Annotated in this window: 21 protein-coding genes; 9 read left to right on the top strand and 12 right to left on the bottom strand. The window is 49.3% G+C overall.

The features are described 5' to 3' along the window. Nucleotides 1-10 precede the first annotated feature (10 nt). Genes fliP through ICA20_RS19870 form a run of 3 tightly spaced genes read right to left on the bottom strand, consistent with a single transcriptional unit; the run spans nucleotide 11 to nucleotide 1,993 of the window. On the bottom strand, nucleotides 11-769 hold the full coding sequence (gene fliP, locus ICA20_RS19880; RefSeq protein ID WP_038637565.1) for a flagellar type III secretion system pore protein FliP: 759 nt from the start codon (nucleotides 767-769) through the stop codon (nucleotides 11-13). Further along, the gene (locus tag ICA20_RS19875) at nucleotides 766-1,137 is read right to left on the bottom strand and encodes a FliM/FliN family flagellar motor switch protein (RefSeq protein WP_038637567.1); all 372 of its coding nucleotides are present in this window, start codon (nucleotides 1,135-1,137) and stop codon (nucleotides 766-768) included. The genes fliP and ICA20_RS19875 overlap by 4 nt, the downstream gene beginning before the upstream one ends. Next, on the bottom strand, nucleotides 1,130-1,993 hold the full coding sequence (locus tag ICA20_RS19870; protein ID WP_038637570.1) for a FliM/FliN family flagellar motor switch protein: 864 nt from the start codon (nucleotides 1,991-1,993) through the stop codon (nucleotides 1,130-1,132). Before ICA20_RS19870 ends, ICA20_RS19875 begins: the two co-directional genes overlap by 8 nt. Nucleotides 1,994-2,586: 593 nt before the next feature. On the opposite strand from ICA20_RS19870, the gene ICA20_RS19865 reads away from it, so the two are divergent. From ICA20_RS19865 to ICA20_RS19830, 8 genes are read left to right on the top strand one after another with little or no spacing between them, the layout of a single operon-like run. Then, nucleotides 2,587-3,573: a sigma-54 dependent transcriptional regulator gene (locus ICA20_RS19865; protein ID WP_038637572.1), complete on the top strand. Its 987-nt coding sequence runs from the start codon at nucleotides 2,587-2,589 to the stop codon at nucleotides 3,571-3,573. 47 nt (nucleotides 3,574-3,620) lie between these two features. After that, nucleotides 3,621-3,974, top strand: a complete 354-nt coding sequence (locus tag ICA20_RS19860) for a flagellar hook-basal body complex protein FliE (protein WP_038637576.1) — start codon at nucleotides 3,621-3,623, stop codon at nucleotides 3,972-3,974. A gap of 4 nt (nucleotides 3,975-3,978) precedes the next feature. After that, nucleotides 3,979-5,658 carry a flagellar basal-body MS-ring/collar protein FliF gene (gene fliF, locus ICA20_RS19855; RefSeq protein WP_038637580.1) on the top strand — a complete coding sequence of 560 codons (1,680 nt, stop codon included), beginning with the start codon at nucleotides 3,979-3,981 and terminating at the stop codon, nucleotides 5,656-5,658. Then, complete coding sequence (locus ICA20_RS19850) at nucleotides 5,636-6,652, top strand: flagellar motor switch protein FliG (protein WP_038637583.1); 1,017 nt, start codon at nucleotides 5,636-5,638, stop codon at nucleotides 6,650-6,652. Before fliF ends, ICA20_RS19850 begins: the two co-directional genes overlap by 23 nt. 3 nt (nucleotides 6,653-6,655) lie before the next feature. Then, entirely contained in the window at nucleotides 6,656-7,366 is a 711-nt protein-coding gene (gene fliH, locus ICA20_RS19845; protein WP_038637585.1) for a flagellar assembly protein FliH, read from the top strand. Then, nucleotides 7,359-8,699: a flagellar protein export ATPase FliI gene (gene fliI, locus ICA20_RS19840; RefSeq protein WP_038637588.1), complete on the top strand. Its 1,341-nt coding sequence runs from the start codon at nucleotides 7,359-7,361 to the stop codon at nucleotides 8,697-8,699. Before fliH ends, fliI begins: the two co-directional genes overlap by 8 nt. Before the next feature lie 2 nt (nucleotides 8,700-8,701). Next, nucleotides 8,702-9,145, top strand: a complete 444-nt coding sequence (gene fliJ / locus ICA20_RS19835) for a flagellar export protein FliJ (protein ID WP_038637594.1) — start codon at nucleotides 8,702-8,704, stop codon at nucleotides 9,143-9,145. Then, a complete protein-coding gene (locus tag ICA20_RS19830; RefSeq protein WP_038637597.1) occupies nucleotides 9,142-9,537 on the top strand; it encodes an adenylyltransferase/cytidyltransferase family protein in 396 nt (131 codons plus the stop codon). Before fliJ ends, ICA20_RS19830 begins: the two co-directional genes overlap by 4 nt. 17 nt (nucleotides 9,538-9,554) lie before the next feature. Here ICA20_RS19830 and ICA20_RS19825 read toward each other — a convergent pair whose 3' ends face one another. The 9 genes from ICA20_RS19825 to flgA all read right to left on the bottom strand — a co-directional run bounded on the left by ICA20_RS19825 (nucleotide 9,555) and on the right by flgA (nucleotide 19,486). After that, nucleotides 9,555-10,757, bottom strand: a complete 1,203-nt coding sequence (locus ICA20_RS19825; RefSeq protein WP_038637600.1) for a sulfatase-like hydrolase/transferase — start codon at nucleotides 10,755-10,757, stop codon at nucleotides 9,555-9,557. A gap of 1 nt (nucleotide 10,758) precedes the next feature. Then, complete coding sequence (locus ICA20_RS19820; protein ID WP_038637603.1) at nucleotides 10,759-12,027, bottom strand: ATP-grasp domain-containing protein; 1,269 nt, start codon at nucleotides 12,025-12,027, stop codon at nucleotides 10,759-10,761. Beyond that, nucleotides 12,024-13,139, bottom strand: coding sequence for a DegT/DnrJ/EryC1/StrS family aminotransferase (locus ICA20_RS19815; RefSeq protein ID WP_038637606.1), 1,116 nt, complete (start codon nucleotides 13,137-13,139; stop codon nucleotides 12,024-12,026). The genes ICA20_RS19820 and ICA20_RS19815 overlap by 4 nt, the downstream gene beginning before the upstream one ends. Beyond that, the gene (locus ICA20_RS19810; RefSeq protein WP_038637608.1) at nucleotides 13,136-14,212 is read right to left on the bottom strand and encodes a glycosyltransferase; all 1,077 of its coding nucleotides are present in this window, start codon (nucleotides 14,210-14,212) and stop codon (nucleotides 13,136-13,138) included. The genes ICA20_RS19815 and ICA20_RS19810 overlap by 4 nt, the downstream gene beginning before the upstream one ends. Before the next feature lie 31 nt (nucleotides 14,213-14,243). Beyond that, nucleotides 14,244-16,805: a glycosyltransferase gene (locus ICA20_RS19805; protein ID WP_038637611.1), complete on the bottom strand. Its 2,562-nt coding sequence runs from the start codon at nucleotides 16,803-16,805 to the stop codon at nucleotides 14,244-14,246. A gap of 56 nt (nucleotides 16,806-16,861) precedes the next feature. Next, nucleotides 16,862-17,806: a hypothetical protein gene (locus tag ICA20_RS19800; protein WP_038637614.1), complete on the bottom strand. Its 945-nt coding sequence runs from the start codon at nucleotides 17,804-17,806 to the stop codon at nucleotides 16,862-16,864. 135 nt (nucleotides 17,807-17,941) lie between these two features. Continuing rightward, nucleotides 17,942-18,370 carry a flagellar protein FlgN gene (locus ICA20_RS19795; RefSeq protein ID WP_038637617.1) on the bottom strand — a complete coding sequence of 143 codons (429 nt, stop codon included), beginning with the start codon at nucleotides 18,368-18,370 and terminating at the stop codon, nucleotides 17,942-17,944. A gap of 12 nt (nucleotides 18,371-18,382) precedes the next feature. Continuing rightward, nucleotides 18,383-18,670 carry a flagellar biosynthesis anti-sigma factor FlgM gene (gene flgM / locus ICA20_RS19790; RefSeq protein WP_038643000.1) on the bottom strand — a complete coding sequence of 96 codons (288 nt, stop codon included), beginning with the start codon at nucleotides 18,668-18,670 and terminating at the stop codon, nucleotides 18,383-18,385. 99 nt (nucleotides 18,671-18,769) lie between these two features. After that, nucleotides 18,770-19,486, bottom strand: a complete 717-nt coding sequence (gene flgA / locus ICA20_RS19785; protein ID WP_038637620.1) for a flagellar basal body P-ring formation chaperone FlgA — start codon at nucleotides 19,484-19,486, stop codon at nucleotides 18,770-18,772. Nucleotides 19,487-19,619: 133 nt separating this feature from the next. On the opposite strand from flgA, the gene flgB reads away from it, so the two are divergent. After that, entirely contained in the window at nucleotides 19,620-19,967 is a 348-nt protein-coding gene (gene flgB, locus ICA20_RS19780) for a flagellar biosynthesis protein FlgB (protein WP_038643002.1), read from the top strand. Nucleotide 19,968 lies beyond the last annotated feature (1 nt).

Genomic DNA, 19,968 nt, shown 5'->3' with positions numbered 1-19,968 from the left:
CAGCTCTCCGTTAGCCCAGTCCCAGACCGCGAATGCTGGAGGTCAGCGTACCAACGGTCAGCGCCCAGCCATCAATAAGCACAAACAGCATCAGCTTAAAGGGCAGCGAAACGATCAGCGGTGACAGCATCATCATCCCCATCGCCATCAGTACGCTGGCGACGATCAGATCGATCACGAGGAACGGAATGTAAATCATAAAACCTATCTGGAAGGCGGTTTTGAGTTCGCTTAGCACATAGGCGGGAACGATAATAGAAAGATCCTGATCGACTGCATTCCCTTTCGCGTTGGCGATCGTCATTATCTGCGCAATCGCTTTTTTATTGGTTTGCGCCAACATAAAACGTTTCAATGGCGAAGCGGCTGTACTCAGGGCGTCGGGGAGCGTGATTTGATCGTTTTCAAAAGGGACTACGGCATGATCGTAAATGTTGATCCAGATTGGGCGCATCACCAGCATGGTTAACGACAGGGCAATGCCAATCAGTATGCGGTTCGGCGGCGTTTGCTGCAGCCCTAATGCCTGACGCAGCAGGGAAAGAACAATAATAAAACGGGTAAAACAGGTCATCATCAGCACCAGGGTAGGCAGAATGCCCACCAGGGTCATCAGGATTAGGACCTGGATTTTTACGCTGTATTCCTGGCTATTTCCGTGTGAAACCACATTCAGCAACGGGATATCTCCCCCTTGCGCGCAGGCAAAGGGAGAAAGGATGAGTAACGAGATACCCAGTAAGAGCGTGAGTGTTGGCGCGCGTTTCATGGTGCCAGGTCGTTAATTTCATGCGTGTTGAATTCAAGGACGCGCAGGCCATATTTTTCGTTGACCACCACCACTTCAGCCTTACCTAGCAGGATATTATTGACCTTAATATCCAGCGGTTCACCGGCGAGTTTATCCATCTCGATGACGGTGTCGTCATCAATGTTTAGCAGATCGGCCAGCATCACCTCCACGGAGGAGACTTCCAGCGTTAGCGTGACTGGAATACGTTTGAGTAATGACATCGACTCGGAAAAACGGTCTTCTAAACGCGCTACCAGCTTTTCAGTGACAGACGGCGCGGATGGCGTAGTTGCTTCGGGGGCTAACTCGAAGCCTTGCTCTAAAATATCTTCTGGCTTACTCATAGGATTTCTCCGTCTTGCTCGTTAATTCGGACAAAAACAGTTTGTCTTTATCCTCTACGATCAGGGCATTAAATAATTCGGATTTCCCGATATAAACAGGGAAAGTATCAGGCATCGCAATCGGTAAAATATCGCCGGGTTTAATCGTCGTCAGATCGGCAACATTCAGAGGAATTTCTGCAATCTTCACGTTCATGGTTAGCGGCAGCGTATGAATGATTTCTTTGATCAGCGTTTTTTTACGCGTTTCAGCGCTGGCTTTATCAATCTGCTTTTTTTTCTCTCCATGCTCGCTACGGCGAATCAAATTCAGAATATAATCGGTATGCGAATCGTCCAGTAAGATGCGGAAACTGCAATTCTCATCATCACCTAATACAAATGTAAGCTGATAAGCCCAGTGGGTTTGTATGGTGCTGCTGTCGGGTTTGAGCGTCAGTGGAATACCAGATATATTTTTATTAAAAATGATATTGCAAATATCTAGCGCCAGTCTGCTTCGCAAGCGGATTTCCGTTTTGGTTGGTAAATCATCCTGCGACTTCTCGTCGGCGAGAGATGATGCCAGACCATAAAAGTTACCTAATAACATTAACAATAATGCGCGGTCGATATCAAAGGCCAGATGCCCAACCTGAGAAACTAATAACTCCGCACTTTTATTGATAACATCCATCTCACACTGTATTTTTTTTAGTGTTATATTTGTGCGGTGTTTTTTCAGGAAATAGTTTCCAAGATGTGATTCAATTGTATCAAAACTTCCCGTAAACATAGTCGGCAGACGATGATATGGACGTCCAAGCCGGTTTCCTTCAAGTTTAAAGATTCCGGGCGTTTGACTATATTTCAGCATGGTACGCTTTCTCAGCTGTAATTTCTGGGGCGGATGAGTTGATATCAAATCCCGCGGTTATCAAAGAAAATACAAATCCATTTAATTTATTACTCATCCTTGACGCTATTCTCATAGTGTTGAAGTCCATTAGATATGAAATGCAGTACCTGGGCTCTTCACTGATCCAGGGCTGGATATTAGATATTTTACCCCTCCCTTCTGCAAGTTATTAATGGTGATGAACTATAATTAAAAAATAATTAATTACATATCCGTGATGTTGCCCGCCTACAGTCTGTTGCTGCGTAGGGTTATCTTGTTGTCTGTTTTTCATGCGGATTTTCTTGTAGTTGATTGTTTTTCAAGGAATAATATTTTTATTATCTTTTAATTTAAGATTGTTAATGATACCGGTGATAGTATTTTTTTAGGAAAAACCCTATTTGAAAATAGTCTCCGATAGGGCTGCCCTGTGAAAGGGCGGTAAAACATGAGCAAGGATGGGATTAAGACATGGCACGGGTGATATCTATTATTCGATGATTGTGCTTTGGAATGATTTGTATATTTCTCGTAACGGATGTTAACTTTACTTCTAAGTGTAAATAATCATGTTTGAACTTATTGCCGAAGCAGCCTCCAGCATTAACGTTTTTTCAATGGCAAGACGTATTGCTGCTTTTAATGTTCCAGTACTTATCCATGGCGAAACCGGTACGGGTAAAGAATGTATCGCCAAATTTATCCACTCGATTGCATTTGCGCAGGAGGCGTCGGCGCCTTATATCGGTGTGAATTGCGCTGCTATTCCTGAAAATATGCTGGAAGCCACGCTCTTTGGTTATGATAAAGGGGCGTTTACCGGGGCAGTGGCCACCGTACCGGGAAAGATGGAATTAGCTAATAACGGTACATTGTTATTGGATGAAATCGGTGATATGCCGTTGGCGCTACAGGCCAAGATACTGCGCGTATTACAGGAACAACAGGTTGAGCGTTTAGGCAGTAACCGTCTCATCAAATTAAATTTTCGTTTAATTGCCTGCACCAATAAAAACCTTGAAGAAGAGGTTGCGGCAGGACGATTCAGAGAAGATCTCTATTATCGCATGTCAGTGATTCCGTTGACGATGCCGCCCTTGCGCGAGCGTATGGAAGATATTATCCCATTGGCGGAATCCTTTATTAAAAAATACTCCACGGTGCTGGTAAAAAATATCAAGCTTTCTGAATCGTCACGCCGGGCATTACTCAGCTATGCGTGGCCGGGTAACGTACGCCAACTGGAGAACGCGATTCAACGAGGAATGATCCTTAATCGTGATGGCGTTATTTATCCAGATACGTTAGGTCTGCCATCTATTGAGTCCGATTCCTGGAGCGAGCCGCAATGGCAACCTAAACCCAGCGCGCAAATCACCACCAGCGCCAATCTGGGCCAGCATGGTCGTAGCGCGCAGTATCAATATATCGCTGACCTGATGCGCAAATATCAGGGTAATAAAACCAAAATCGCTGATTTATTAGGAATCACCCCACGTGCGCTTCGTTATCGTCTGGCATCAATGCGAAAACAGGGAATAGAGATCTTTTCCTGAATCAGTCTGTGGTACCGAGAACGCTTTTCTAATTTTAAGAGTAGGTCATGAGCATAAATACGATAGCCCCAGCCAGTACGATGCAGACGCAAATGATGCAGGACATGCAGCAGATGAAAGCGGTCGCGCAAGCGCCCGTCCTTTCACCGATGCAGGTTAACGCCCAGCAGGCATCATCTCCGGTTTCGTTCGACCGCGTTATGCAAGGGGCGCTGAATCATGTTGATCGGTTCCAGCAGGTTGCGGAACAAAAACAAACGGCCATTGAGATGGGGAAAAGCGACGACCTGGCGGGGGCGATGATCGCCAGCCAGCAGGCATCGTTATCGTTTTCCGCGCTGGTGCAGGTACGCAATAAAGTCGCTTCCGGATTCAATGACCTGATGAGCATGTCAGTCTAACGCTATGAATGAACTAATAAAAAAAGTTACTCAGTTTTTACCATCCTTCTCTTTCAGGCTGGATGGTAATAAACGTCTGGCGTTACTGGCAGCAGCGGCTGTTGCGGCTACCGCCATTATTGTCAGCGTGCTATGGAATGGCAACCACGGCTATGTTTCGCTGTACGGTAGCCAGGAGAATATCCCGGTTTCGCAGATCGTCACCGTGCTGGATGGTGAAAAGCTGGAATACCGGATCGATCCGCAAAGCGGACAAATTCTGGTTCCGGAAGAGGCCTTGTCCAAAACGCGAATGACGCTGGCGGCGAAAGGCGTTCAGGCCATGCTGCCCAGCGGCTATGAACTGATGGATAAAGATGAAGTGCTGGGCGCCAGTCAGTTTGTGCAAAACGTTCGCTACAAGCGGAGTCTGGAAGGCGAACTGGCGCAGAGCATCATGACGCTGGACGCCGTCGAGAGCGCCCGAGTGCATCTGGCGCTGAATGAAGAGAGTTCCTTTGTCGTCAGCGACGAACCGCAAAACAGCGCCTCGGTGGTGGTGCGTCTGCATTATGGCAGCAAGCTGGATCTGGACCAGGTGAATGCTATCGTGCACCTGGTGTCCGGCAGCGTGCCTGATTTGAAAGCTTCGCAGGTCAGCGTTGTCGACCAGGCGGGGAATTTATTGTCCGACGGTATTGGCGCGGGTGAAGCGGTTTCTGCGGCGACGCGTAAGCGCGACCAGATCCTCAAAGATATTCAGGATAAGACCCGCGCCAGCCTCGCAAATGTTCTCGACTCGCTGGTCGGCACTGGCAACTACCGGGTGAGCGTGATGCCGGATCTCGATCTGAGCAATATCGACGAAACCCAGGAGCATTACGGCGACACGCCAAAAGTTAACCGTGAAGAGACGGTACTCGATAGCGATACCAGCCAAATCGCCATGGGGATCCCCGGTTCGCTGAGTAATCGTCCTCCAGTGGCGGCAAATCAAGTGACGAATGGCGCCAATGGAAGCGCGCCAGAGGAATCTAACCAGCCCGCTGCGTTGTCAAAGCATAGCGAGAACAAACGCGACTACTCCTGGGACCGTAGCGTTGAACATATCCAGCATCCCGGTTTCGACATTAAACGTTTAAATGTGGCTGTGGTACTTAACCAGAGCGCGCCTGCGTTGAAGAACTGGAAACCGGAGCAAACCACGCAATTGACGGCGCTGTTGAATAACGCCGCCGGGATTGATGCCAGGCGTGGAGACAATCTGTCTTTATCGCTGCTTAATTTTGTGCCGCAGTCGATCCCCGTCGAGCCGGTGGTCCCCTTTTGGAAGGATGACGACATTCTGGCCTGGGTGCGTCTGATTGGTTGCGGTCTGCTGGCTCTGCTGTTGCTGCTGTTTGTTGTTCGCCCGGTCATGAAACGGTTGACCGCCGAACGTCGCCGGACGTCGGCGCCAGAGCTGGCGCTGGACGCCGCACCGATCGCGATTCCTGCGGACAAACCCCATTTTGCGGCCGCTGAAGATGAACGTAAAAATATCGAACTGCCTTCTTTCCCTGGTGACGATAGCCTGCCTTCGCAGAGCTCCGGTCTGGAAGTGAAGCTGGAGTTCCTGCAAAAACTGGCGATGAGCGACACCGATCGCGTAGCTGAAGTTCTCAGACAATGGATTACCAGCAATGAGCGAATTGACAATAAATAACGGCAGCAACAATAGCTATCTGGAACAGGCCGCAATTTTATTGCTGTGTCTGGGCGAGGAGGCGGCAGCCACGGTGATGCAAAAACTCAGCCGCGAAGAGGTGGTTCGCCTGAGTGAAAACATGGCGCGTCTGTCTGGGGTAAAAACCAGCATAGCTAAAAAAGTGATCAATAACTTTTTTGATGAATTCCGCGAACAAAGCGGTATCAACGGCGCATCGCGTTCCATGCTGCAAGGGATCCTCAATAAAGCGCTGGGCACAGAAATCGCCAGCAGCGTGATCAACGGTATTTATGGCGATGAGATCCGTTCGCGGATGGCGCGTTTACAGTGGGTGGAGCCGCGCCAGTTGGCGATACTGATCTCAGAAGAGCATTTGCAGCTACAGGCCGTATTTCTTGCCTTCCTGACGCCAGAAATCTCGGCCACGGTACTGTCTTACATGAATGAGTCAGTGCAAAACGAGATCCTCTATCGCGTAGCTAAACTGAACGATGTGAACAGGGACGTGGTGGATGAGCTGGATCGTTTGATTGAGCGTGGGCTGTCGGTGCTTTCTGAACATGGCTCGAAAGTGAAAGGGATCAAGCAGGCTGCGGATATCGTGAACCGCTTCCAGGGAAATCAACAGGTGATTCTCGATCAGCTGCGCGAACGCGATGAAAATGTGCTCGAACAGTTGCAGGATGAAATGTACGACTTCTTTATTCTGAGCCGCCAAACTGACGAAGTGCGTCGTCGTCTGCTGGACGAAGTACCGATGGAAGATTGGGCGGTGGCGCTGAAAGGTACTGAAGCGCTGTTACGCCGTTCGATTTATGCCGTGATGCCTAAGCGTCAGGTACAACAACTGGAGGCGATAACCTCACGTCTTGGTCCGGTTCCGGTGAGCCGTATTGAACAGATACGCCGTGAAATCATGGGAATTGCCCGCGAGCTTGAGGAAGCGGGTGAAATACAGCTACAGCTGTTTGCTGAACAGACGGCGGAGTAACCTATGGCGATTGAAACCATTCGTGGTCGTTACCGGCTGCATCGTTTTCCTCCTCGCCAGCGCCATCTACAGGCTGAACAGCTCACGCCGGGGATTACTCCGGCGGATTATCAGCGCCAACTGATGGACGGCTTCCAGGAAGGGCTGCAAAAAGGTTTTGAGCAGGGGATGACCGAAGGCCAGGAGCAGGGTTTTCAGGAAGGTCATCAGAAGGGGCACGATGAAGGTCGTCGTCAGGGATACACTGAAGGCAGCCTGGCCGGACAGCAGGAAGGGCGCAAGCAGTTTGAACGCGCCGCCCAGCCGCTGGAGGCTATCTCCGGCAAAGTGAATGACTATCTGGCGCACGTCCAGCGTAAACAGCGGGAAGACCTGTTGCAGCTGGTTGAAAAGGTGACCCGCCAGGTGATTCGCTGTGAGCTGGCGCTGCAACCGACGCAGCTATTATCGCTGGTCGAAGAGGCAATTTCGGCCTTTCCGGCGATGCCTGAGTCGCTACAGGTGCTGCTAAGTAACGAAGAATTTAACCGCATCAAAGATGTCGCGCCTGAGAAGGTCACTGCCTGGGGACTGACTCCCTCTCCCGATCTGCAGGCGGGCGAGTGTCGGGTGATTACCGATAAATCCGAGCTGGATATTGGCTGCGAGCATCGCCTCGAGCAATGTATGTCGGCTCTTAAAGAGTCGCTGCTGCCGGAGCCGACGGGTGAGTGATCTTTCCAGCTTCGACAACGCGCTGCGTTCTATTGAGTCGATTCCTTTAGCCCGGGTTGCCGGGCGACTGGTTCGCGTGAACGGTATTTTGCTGGAGAGCGTGGGCTGCCCGTTGGTAACCGGCCAGTTGTGCCGTGTTGAAAGTGCAAACCATACGCTGATCGACGCGCAGGCGGTGGGATTTAATCGTGATATCACCTACCTGATGCCCTTCAAACACCCCGTCGGACTGATGGCGGGGGCGCGCGTATTCCCCGAAGAAAAAGCCCAGGAGATCCTGATCAGCGAAAGCTGGCTGGGGCGGGTGGTCAATGGCCTGGGCGAACCGCTGGATGCCAAAGGCCGTCTGACCGGCAATGACGTGCTGCCACCTCAGGCGCCGTCTATCAACCCCCTTACGCGTCGGTCGGTGAACCAACCGCTGGATGTTGGTGTAAAAGCAATCAACGGGTTATTAACTATCGGCAAAGGCCAGCGCGTGGGGTTGATGGCTGGCAGCGGCGTGGGAAAAAGTGTGCTGCTGGGGATGATCACCCGCCAGACCAAGGCCGACATCGTGGTGGTGGGGTTAATTGGCGAGCGTGGCCGCGAGGTGAAAGAGTTTATCGATCACTCGCTGGGCGCGGAAGGGTTGGCAAAATCCATTATCGTGGCGGCTCCGGCGGATGAGTCGCCGTTGATGCGTTTGAAAGCCACCGAGCTGTGCCACTCTATCGCCGCCTGGTTTCGCGATCGTGGGCATCACGTTTTATTGCTGGTGGATTCGTTAACCCGTTATGCCATGGCGCAGCGCGAGATCGCGTTGTCATTGGGAGAACCTCCGGCGACGAAAGGCTATCCGCCCTCGGCGTTCGGTATGATCCCTAAGCTTGTGGAAAGCGCCGGCAACAGTGAAAGTGAAGGGTCAATGACCGCCATTTACACGGTGCTGGCGGAAGGGGACGACCAACAGGATCCAATCGTTGACTGCGCGCGCGCGGTGTTGGATGGGCATATCGTACTGACCCGTAAGCTGGCGGAAGCCGGGCATTATCCAGCCATTGATATTGGGCAGTCGATCAGTCGATGCATGACCCAGGTTACGCCCTACGAGCATCAGCAATCGGCCCGTCTGCTGAAACAAAACTATGCCGCCTATATGGAAATTAAGCCGCTGATCCCGTTGGGGGGCTATGTTGCCGGAGCCGATCCCAGCGTTGATAAAGCCGTCAAAGTGTTCCCCGCCATTGAGCGTTTCCTGCGTCAGGAGGTAAGTGAACCCGCGTCACTTGAACTGGTGCAAAGTCGTTTACAGGCCCTTTTCCCCCAGGCAAAGAAAACGGAAGGTAAATAATCATGCGGCAAATTATTGATACCCTGGCGCAGTTGCAGCGCCTGCGGGATAAATCAGTCAAAGACATGACGATCCAGTTGGCTAAACAGCAGCAGGTCTGTACCGGCTTTGACAATAACATCAAAGCGCTGGGTTACCTTATTCAAAAAACTGGCACCGGCGTTGAGGCGCCTTCGGTTGAATCACTCAAAAACGTGACCGGATACAAAGGCACGCTACGCACGGTTATTGCCTGGCAGGAACAGGAAAAAACGCTGGCTAAAATCAAAGAGCAGCGTATTCAAAAAAATCTGGTCGCCGCGGCTTGTGAAGAGAAAATTGTCGCCATTACGTTGGCAGATAAGCGTTACGCGCTGAGCAATGAGGCGCAGGTAAAAGAGCAAAAAGCCGTAGATGAAATCGCCGCGCAATGTTGGCTAAGACAGAAGACGCTGGGACTGGTATGAAAACGATCATTACTTTCGGCACATTTGATGTTTTTCATATTGGGCATCTGCGTATTCTTGAACGCGCCGGGCAGTTGGGTGAGCGGCTGATTGTCGGCGTCTCCTCAGATGCGCTAAATATGCATAAAAAAGGCCGGATGCCGGTTTATAGCCAAAGCGATCGCATGGGAATTGTTGCCGGGTTGAAATGCGTGGACAGCGTGTTTCTCGAAGAGTCGCTGGAGAAAAAAGCAGATTATATTCGCCAGTTTAACGCTGATACGCTGGTGATGGGCGATGACTGGGCAGGACGCTTTGATAGTTTGTCGTACCTGTGCGAAGTGGTCTATTTTCCCAGAACACCATCGATATCCACCACCTCGATTATTGAGGTGGTGAAGGGATACAAATAAAAAATTCGTGGACTGGGTTATTCTTCCGGTTTCATCTTGTTTTTATTTTTTATCCACACATCCAGCTGTAATTTCATATCATCAATATGTTGCACAATCAACGGTACCATGTCGGCTGAGAAAAAATGCTGCATATGCGGATGAATGCCGCCAGTACGTTGCCGATGTGCTTTATCAAGATCAAGGTAAGCTTCTCCTGATTTCTTATATTTAATTAAGGGTAATATATCAAAATGATTTGCCGGGTCAGCCTTCCATAAAAACATCTTTAGCTGATTATCGACCTTCATTAAGTGAAAGTGTTCGGAAGTGATGGCATACCCTTTCTTGAGTGGACTTCCGCCATACTGACTTTTCTGTTGTGCAAATAGATTACGACTGTAACAAAAACGGCGTTGTGGCGTTAATGCGAAAGCTTGTTTTTCAATACCTTCAGCAGGTGTAATATCAAGTAAGGTCAGTACTGTATTATAGATATCGACCATACTGACCATATGGTTTAAATCAACGGCTTTCATGCCTGGACAGAAAATAAATGCTGGGGTATGAACTAATGGCGTGTAGGGTTCAATACCATGCGTATAACCGCCATTAAATCCGTGCCCCCAAAAGTCATCGCCATGATCGCCAAAGGCGATAATCATTGTATTATCAAGCTTTTTGTTTTCCATCAACATCTTAATGGTCTGACCGACCATTAAATCCATACTTTGGTAGCCACGCTGCCAGCGTTCGAGGCTGTTACTGCCCCCTCTTTTGATATCATCGTAATAACACAGATGACTACTGAGGTTCCACAGATAGAGCGCGAAGGGCTCCGGGCGGGAAATGACCTGCTGCATTTCAGCCTGCATTATTTTCGCGCTGTCATACCAATTAAAAGTATCCGTTTCACTCCAGATGGTATCCACATTTGCCCAGTTTTTGGGATACCCCATACCAGCAGCGGTGTATCCGTGCTGCTTTAAAACGTCGAAAAGCGCGGGGCCGTGACGATGGATGGAGATGTTTTCTTCGAGATGGGTGTTATGTTCTAACGTATTGTCATCACCATGCAAGAGATCGCTAAATGCCATCAGTGAGGAGGTGGCAGTAGAAATGAAATTATTGAGTCGTAGCGACTGGTTATAAATTTTATTCGTAAAAGGAAACCACTGGCGATTGTTAAAGATCGTGTGATTGAGACTTTCGAGATGCAAAAATATAATATTTTTCTTCATGTTATTCACATATTAATAGTTCGAGCATGCTGATGTCGAAGACAGGGAGGTCGGTGACCGAATTAACTTCCTGTCGTTCAGAGAAACTGTCGTCGATAAATATGGCGTCGGCCTCGTCAATATAATCACTTTTCTTATCGTTTTTACCCAAGTGGGTAATGGTGTCAAAGAAATTGTTAATCCGCCGTTTCGCCAGTTCAGCATAAATGTCACCGGCATGACGCGTAATGAGATGAATTTTTATCCCGCGATTCAGACATTGGCAGAGAAAAGTGAAGACAGGCACGCAGAGTTTATCTTTGATGACGACGGTATCATCGTAGTCGATGTAGACATGTCGAAACGTGAAATTATGCGTATAGTGATTCGTTAAGCTACGTGTAATTTGCAGGTTTTTACTGAGCGGGTGCAATTTAACGTTTACACGCATACTTTCGTACAACGTCAGCATGGCGAAATTAACGCCATTGGCACGATTAAGCGCCATTGTGCCTGCAATACGCGGCGCGACTTCCAGTAATGTCAAAGTACCTGAGGCAGAACGCTTCAACTGAAAAAACCATGCGCCGTAGAGCTGCAATTGCTGCGAAATAGCGCGAGCGTAAGCGTCCACTTCCGGCAGACTCACTAAGGTTGAGGTCATTGCAATACCGGCACGTATACGTGAGCGTATGCGAGGTTGGCAAAACAGTAATCCCTGAGCGCGATCGGAAAAACAATCAACCGTAAACTCTTCCCCACTTAAATATTCACAAACAATCAGATCATCTCTTTCTGCCTGTAATGATGCCAGCATGGCTGGGGTATCAACACGCGCTGCTCCCTGCGCACCCTGACCGCGATCTGGTTTAACAAAAACGGGCCATTGCTCTATCTCAGTAACGTCGTTAAAGATCTGCGGGGTGGGAATTGACTGTGTGAGAGCCTGATATGTTTTACTTTTAAAACGCGTAATCTGGCAGGTTTCTTGCGATGGGCAGAGTACCGTGGCGGAAAGCGCGTCCCGGTTTTCAGATAAGGCAAGAAGGGCTTCATCATGTGCCGGGAAAATGTAATCAATTTTTTCTTGCAGCACTAATGCCTGCAATGTGGGTAACCAATTGCAATGCGTAACGTCAGGTACGATATGGTACTCGCTGGTGTAATGACGGGCATGGCTATCGTAATCCGCCCCGGCTAAAACCAGATTTACGTTTTTTTCGTATCGAAGAGACAGGTAAATTTCTCTGCCAATTTCGGTCCCTGCAGGGAAGATAAGTACATTGATCATGCTGTTATGAGCTCAATAATAGTGCTGAGTTCTTCGGGGGTCATATCAGGATAAATCGGCAGACACAGCACCTGTTCGGCGATTTGGTTCGCCACGGGCAGCGTCTCTTTATTGGCGCCAGACATGTTTTTGTACATGTTAAGATTCGACAGCAGCGGGTAGAAATAACGCCGTGTTAAAATGTTATGTTTTTTGAGATGATCGTATAACGCGTCTCGCGACATTTTATAGTCGGGGCGCACCAGGATCGGAAAATAACTGTAGTTACTCTTAAGATTGGCATTGCTGTCAGGTATAACGATCCCTTGCGTATTGGCGAGTTGCTCTCGATAACAGCGATCGATTTTTTGGCGCCTGGCTATCGCCTCATCAATATAATTTAATTGCAAGAGACCAAAAGCCGACTGGATTTCATTCATTTTTCCATTGATGCCTGGCGCGACAACGGTTAACTCGTCAGCAATACCAAAGTTTTTCAGGTAATCGATCCGTTGTTTTGTTTTTTTATCGTAACTGACGATGGCGCCACCCTCAAAAGTATTGAACACTTTTGTTGCATGGAAGCTGAGGACCGAAAGATCGCCATGACGTAGAATGCTTCCGCCGCAATCTTCTACAGCAAAAGCATGTGCCGCATCATAAATGACGGGAATACCATAATTATTGGAAATTTTTTCTATTTCAGTGGTGTTACAGCTTTGGCCGTAGACATGCACCGGCATAATTAACCCTGTTTTCGGGGTAATGGCCGACTCAATCAGGTGCGGGTTGATATTAAAGCTGTGTGGTTCAATATCAACAAATACTGGCGTTAATTGGTTCCAGAGAATGCTATGAGTCGTGGCAACAAAAGAATAAGGGGTGGTAATGACCTCGCCTTTAATTCTCAGCGTTTGCATTGCAGCAATTAACGCGATAGTCGCATTACAAAACAGCGAGATATAAGGGACGTTCAAGTAAGACGCTAACCTTTCCTCTAACAGTTGATGCATGACGCCATTATTGGTTAACTGCTTACTTGACCAAATCTCTTGCAGATACGGCATAAACTCCTCGAGCGGAGGCAAGAAAGGTTTGGTGACCGTAATAAGGTTATGATCTGCTTGTTTCATTGCTGAGGGTCCTGAGGAAAATTTTCACTAATCTGTTGATAGTGTTCTGGCAGTCTGGTTTTCAGACTGGTAAGGAGCGTGCTTCTGATCTTCTTATCAGTAATACTTTTTAACGCGGCAAAATATAATTGAGGTAATATTTCCAGGCGACTATCACAATAGATGATGGCCTGAACAATATGATATTGTGCTTTGCTGACGTCTTTATGGTGAATGGCCACGATAAACCCCTGGAAATGTAGCAAGGGGTCGGTTGGCTGTTTAAGCAGCAGTTCGTCAATATCTTCTTTGATCAGCGTATGGTCGGGATGAGCATACTGCTTCCAGCGGCTGTTCATCGCGTCTACCCAGGCGTCTTCATGTTTCCACTGATTAAGGATCATCATCCGGTTTTGGTACATTAATTTGCTGTTATCTTTTCTGTACCAGGTGTTGTTGTCATGGCGACGGTAGTAAGCCACTAAACGTCGGGATGAAATAAAATGCCCCTGGCGGGAAAGTTTCAGAAACATATCCCAGTCTTCCTGTACCAGTTCAGGATCGGAGCGTTCTAACTTCAGATACGCCTCGCGGCGGATTAACGATCCGATATAAAGACTGAGATTGCCAGATACCAGAAGATGATGAAAAACATCGCCATCAAGGAATATGTCGCTGTAGGGAAAACGCGAGCCATCAGGCATGATGACCTCAATGGCGCTATAGCACATGACGCAATGTGGATTTTTCTCGAGAAGATTAACCTGATGGGAGATTTTGGTGCGGACGATAAGATCATCAGAGTCGACGACAGCAATATATTTACCCGAGGCCATATTCATTGCCTCGATGATCGGTTTATCACCAATTTTATTTTTCTGCGAATAATAGTTAGTTTCGCGTAGGATCGTTTTGCAATTATATTTCCGTTGATATTTTTTAATGATATCAACAGACCGATCGGTAGACGCATCATCGACGATGATCACTTCGATATTTTTCCACGTCTGGTTAAAGACGCTATCCAGCGCCTCTTCAAGGAAAGCATCGTGGTTATAACTGGTGACGATAATACTCACTAAAGGCGTTGGCATAGATTCATCTCTGGCGACAATTACTGTGTTATCAACTAAATAACTTCTGTTGCAGGCTTATCAGCAACGTATTGCTGTGTTGTTGGGGCGACGCCTCGATGAGGCTTACGATTTCCTGAGCTGCCCGTTTCCCCGCCTGACCATCCATAAATGCATCACAATAGTGACGGCGAATCTCAGCTAACGGCGTTTCCAGCGCAGCCCAATCAAACGCGTCGGAGAGCGCGTTGCGTAACGCCTGTATATCCTGAGCCACCGGGAGAATGTCACGGATACGTTGATCGGCACTGTCAGGGGTAGAGAAACTTTGTTGTCCATCCAATAGCGAAGCCATACCTGGCCAGCTCAGTAAAATGACGCGTTTATTCATATGAATAGCGTCAAAAATAAAGCCGCTGCTGTCCGTCAGGATGTAATCTGCTTGTGCAATAAGCGCCAGCAGATGCTGTGGGTCGTCGAGTCTGTTCTTTAAATAGCGCTGCGCCAGCGCCAGAGAGGCGGTTTCCTCCGGTCTGTGAAGGGTGCCATGATGCAATTTAGTGACGATATTATATTCATGGCTTAAGCGACCGAGCTGTTCCGCCCAATGGGGCAGCGAGCTTAGCGCGCCATAGGTAGGGGCATACAGAATGGTCTGTTTTTTCGCATTGAGCTTCAGGCTGCTTGGCAACGTATTATCAAAAGTGTGGTTGTGCCACTCATCGAAGCGGGGATTGCCGACCACTTTTGCACTGCCGCCAATATCAAGCGCGTGCTGGCTATAGTGGCTGTAGCACAAGATGCGATGATAAAAAGCGTTCCACCAGGCATGGTTCCACTCTTCTTTCGCCAGGCCATACATGGCACGCACATGGGTATCCGCCAGCCCGTTTAGCAACGGCGTGTAGTAGGGGCTTACCAGACATTTGAAACGCTGGCGTTGCTCAATGACCGTAGAAAGGCGTGTTCCGCCCAGCGCGGAGTCGTTAATGGTTTTAATCGTCGCTGTCATTTCATCCAGAAACGACTTGTGTATTTTGTCACTCACCAACAACGAGCAAGAATGGCCCATCGCCTGAAGCGCGCTAATAATGGGGCGGTACACCGTGTAATGCAGCGATGTTTCCATATAGAAGCCAATGGCATCGATATGAGTGGAAGTTGACGGTTGCGAGTTGCTTACCAGCGCGTTGACGGTCTCGGGTTTTTTATTAATTTTATTGAAGTAGTAGCCGATGTTATCGGTTTCTTTCTTTTCGATATCGCTATATCCCGCACGCTGATAACAAATGCTCGGATAACACGAGAGCCATTTTCCTTCACGTAGCAGCGGTTGCCATTGCCCTTCGAGGGTGTCGGAGAGGTCATGCTCCATTTGCTGAGCCAGCGTCGGGTAATAGCGGCTGTTTACCAGATAGGCGCAAACTTTATTGCAGTCGCGGGCATGGATCATGCCCTGCAGGCTTTTCAGTTCGCTGCCTTGCTTAATTTCTCCGCCGAGGATGACCACTTCCCACGGAAAACTAGGTAACGCGCTCAGGAGCGAATTGAGTACCCGAATATGCTTTTCCTGCTTGAGGATCACGCTGTCATCTTCAAGTAACAGGTAGTTTTTCCAGCCCTGACGCTGCGCCAGTTGCAGCGCCTGCATATGGGACTGACGGCGACCAATCTGGCCATTGGTTGCTACTGATGCGGCCAGTCGGGTAACTTTTTCCGCGGGGAAATTAAGAAACGACAGCTCTTGCTGGATGTGCGCTAAACGATCCGGGCGCGAATCCAGATTCACGATCACCACCTGATCAATGTAATCCCAGCGGATCGGTTGATGATGCGTGGCGTTATGCAGGCTTTGATACCAGTTTTTTAGCATTGGGTCGGTAACCGCCTGTGCCAGCGTGGTTTCCTGCGGCTCGCTGCTTCCCAATACAAAGTCTTTATCGAACGTATTTTGGCTATGCGAGATACAAATGATGGTGCGCTCGCCCGGCAATTGCAGTGGATTCACGGTGAATTGATTGGTGAATCCTTCTTCTTCGCCTAAGTTACATTCATCATCGTAACGGTGCTTTTTCAAATAATTGCGATGGTAGCAAAAGGTGCCGTTGAGAATGTTTTGCGGGCCAAAGCTGCGGCTTTTAAACAAGCGGTTGATATGGCTATACCAGATGGGGATTTGATCGGAACCCGAAATCAACGCCCGATGACGTTGCATCATGTCGATGGTGTAAGAGATCTTATCCGCCGGATAATAGTCATCGTCATCCATACACAGAATATATTCACCTAACGCCAGCGCATTGAGCATATTCCGCTTTCTGCCCAGCGTCAGTTTTTCCGGATGATAGATATAACGAATATTAAATTTCTCCGGGTGATTCTGCGTCAGCCTGTCAATGACCGACTGATGGCTTTGCGGGGAATCATCGAGGATCACCAGCTCCCGGCGGTCGGCAGGGTAATCCTGGTAGCGGAACATATACAGTAAATAGGGTAAGAAAGCGGCGCGGTTCCACGTTGGGGTAATGACGCTGACAAACGGTTTTTCACGGCCAGTTTCCAGCGTTTTGACAATGCCGGTCAGGACGGAACGAGCTTTAGAGGTTTCAGGCATGGTGATGTGTATTCGCGGTTCGAAAAAGGACCGGGCATTCACCCGGTCAACAGGTGCTAACGTGTAATCAGGGAAAACGCCGAGAGCAGAGGGTCTCCCGGCAATATGTTCACAATATGCTGGCGCAGCGAGATGGCATGCTCGCTATTGCGCCACGCTTCAAACAGCGCGAAAAGGGCATAAATTTCGTCGTGGCTTAATGCGGAACCGTCCAGTGTCCACAGGCAAAACAGTGTACGAATCATAAAGACGTCAGCGACCAGCCAGAAGAAACGCAGGAGTGCGCTTTCATCGTCATGTTGCGGGAAGGTATCGTGATAAAGGCGATAAATCAGATAGTTACTGAAAATCCAGGCATCCTGCGCGAAATAGCGCTCCCAGGTCATTAACCACTGATCATGCAATTGCTGTTGGAGCAAGGCTTCACTGTTAGCATCTTGCAGCATCAGCAGGCTTACCTGCAGGGGCAAGGTCAGCTTACGCGCGCTTTCCGGCAACAGTTCCCAATTGAAATCGCAGTTGCCCATTTGGGTGATCATTTCCCGCTGCAACTGGGGCAGACTAGGCAGTTGTGCGAATTGCTCCTGCAGTTTTCCACTTTGCGCATGGTCAGCCAGCACCTGCGGTAGCGAAGCCAGCTTTTCCAGCGTCGCATCGCTACTGTCTGGGCATTTCTCACAAAAAGAGAGCATGATGCCCAGCGCATAGAGGCGCAGCTCCGGTGACAAGCCTGGCAGGGTAATGGTATTCAGAGCAGATTGATTCAACACCTGATCGCGTGGGGATAACGTCGGGCTGTCAGGGGCGGCCGCACATTTTGAATGATGCAAGACAAAGGCATTGGGATCGCCTAATGCAGCCTGGCAGCTGGCCGGATCGGTTAAGACCAGACTCTGACGAACTTCCGTTTTCCAGCGCACGTTGACCAGTAAAGCGGAATCCGGATGGTGGGATAAAAACAACCGGACAAAGTCAGGCTCGTAACAATCAATCATACTCATAATGTGTTCTCAGTAATCCCAATGTTCAAAATCTGGCTATGACAGTGCAATATCCATGCCTGAATTTTAATTGTATTTATATCAACTGGTTAGATGAGGCGCGGAAAGTCGGTTTCCGCGTCAGGGAAGGAAGTTTTAGCGCTGGTAAATAAAATCGGGCTCAGTGCCTAAAAAAGCCTGAATAAATTCATACTGACGGATCAGCAGATCGCCGTTTTTTTCGTTGTACATCTTGCAGCGTTTCGCTTTTTGCTCAAGGCTTTGCCACCAGCCCTCTGCGGCAGTTTTCTGCACGCCCGGCAGCCAGCTAAAGACCTGTTCTATCCCTGCACGATTGACGCTTACGCCCAGCAGTTGCAGGAGCGACCGGCGCTGTTGGCTGCTGTTTTGCAACTGCTCATAATGCTGTTGAATAAGTTCATTGACGGCCAGTAGTTCGTCGCTGTCGCGACGGATCATACACAGACGTTGTTGTTCCAACTGGTGTCTGAGCGCGTCATACCGCGTCCCGTCCTCGCGGATGCCCTGAAGCAGAGTTTTCACCTGCTGTAGCCTGGTACTCACTGTTGTAGCCTCTTATTTCTGGAAAAAGCTGAGCATGTCCCCAGCCAGTTGATCGGTATCAACCTGCAAATCGCCTGAGGCCAGCATGGCCTGCATTTGCGCCACTTTGTCGTAATCAACGTCACTTTGCGTATCACTGTTCAGCGTTTGCTGCGCCGTTTGTAATCCCGCCTGAGTAATATCGTCGGCGGAAAGCGATGCGGAACTGGACGCGCTCGTCTGCACGCTGCTCTTGTCTGCACGTGCCTGTTCGGTTGTCGATGCAGGGCGATTGCCTGGCAGAGTTGGGGTAATTTTCATAGCAACCTCGTACATATTCCGTTGGGTTGGTTATCTGTTATTGGCTAAAAGCGACGGCAATAGAGGAAAACTTTAATCCCATCACAAAAAATCCCCGCACTATTCCGCCGTCAGCGTGGTGACCACGCCGGTATCGTCCACCATCCCGCTAATGATCCGCTGGCTGCTGCTGTTGCGAATTTTTATCACATCCCCTTTACGACCATTCTTCAACGCCACGCCCGGCATTGAGGCGGTGATCCCGGCCATGTGGGAGACGATCATCACCGGCTGGTCGCGTTTGACCAGTACGGGCAGTACCAGCTCGCTACGGGTAATCGGTTTGCCCGGTTGCAGGGCGCGCTTGCTGGTGAGACCAATCGCCTCATCGATATTCGTCATCAACCCTTCGCGCTGGTTGCTGATATTGAATTTTTTAAGCTGCAGGTCGTCGGCGGTGATTACCGTATCTCGCGCAATCAACGACTTTGGCATGACCACCGGAATCGACACATCGGGGCGTACCGCCACGTTAAATTGCCAGCCATTGCTGCCCGGACAACTGACCACAAAGTTCATTCGTGACAGGACCATCTCCGGTGATGTGCTTGAGGTAACCTGCGGCGCCGACGCGCATAGCGCGCTGGTACTCACGGCGGAGGGAATATAAATATTGAACGTGTAGCGATAGTCCCGCCACTGCTGTTTGCGCGCCAGCGCGTCAATTTCATGACTGGCGGCATCGAGAACCCGCGCGTTGATCTGTTCCCGGGCGCTGTGCTGAATGGGATGGACGGCGGCATGTGCGGGTAAGCCACAGCATATAGCCAGCATCATTTCCACGGCAAAGAGGAAAGAGGGCTTCCTTCTGTGAGGGTGTCTTTTCATAAAGTCATTTCTCATCAATCACTTAAAAGTTGGCATGCATATTGCTAATAACAGCGATATCTACGCAGGAGTGATGCAAGAAATGGGAATCAGTTTTCAGCAGGCATTGGGTGTACATCCGCTGGCAGTGAAGTTACGTCTTGAGAGGACCGAGCTACTGACTGCGAATCTGGCAAACGTCGATACACCAAATTTCAAAGCCAAAGATATTGATTTTGCCGCCGAGATGCAACGGGCAAGTCGTACAAATGTTCCGCCCGAGGTTGACGTGAAATACCGCGTGCCGATGCAGCCTTCAGAGGATGGCAATACCGTAGAGCTGAATTCCGAGCAGGCCCGGTTTTCACAAAATAGTATGGATTATCAAAGCAGTCTGACTTTTTTGAATCTGCAACTTAGCGGCATCAAAGAGGCCATTGAAGGGAAATAAC

Source organism: Citrobacter sp. C5_2 (genome assembly GCF_014596845.2).
Lineage (GTDB): Bacteria > Pseudomonadota > Gammaproteobacteria > Enterobacterales > Enterobacteriaceae > Citrobacter > Citrobacter werkmanii.
Note: the sequence above shows the minus strand (reverse complement) of the source record. Positions and strands in the feature narration are given on the sequence as shown.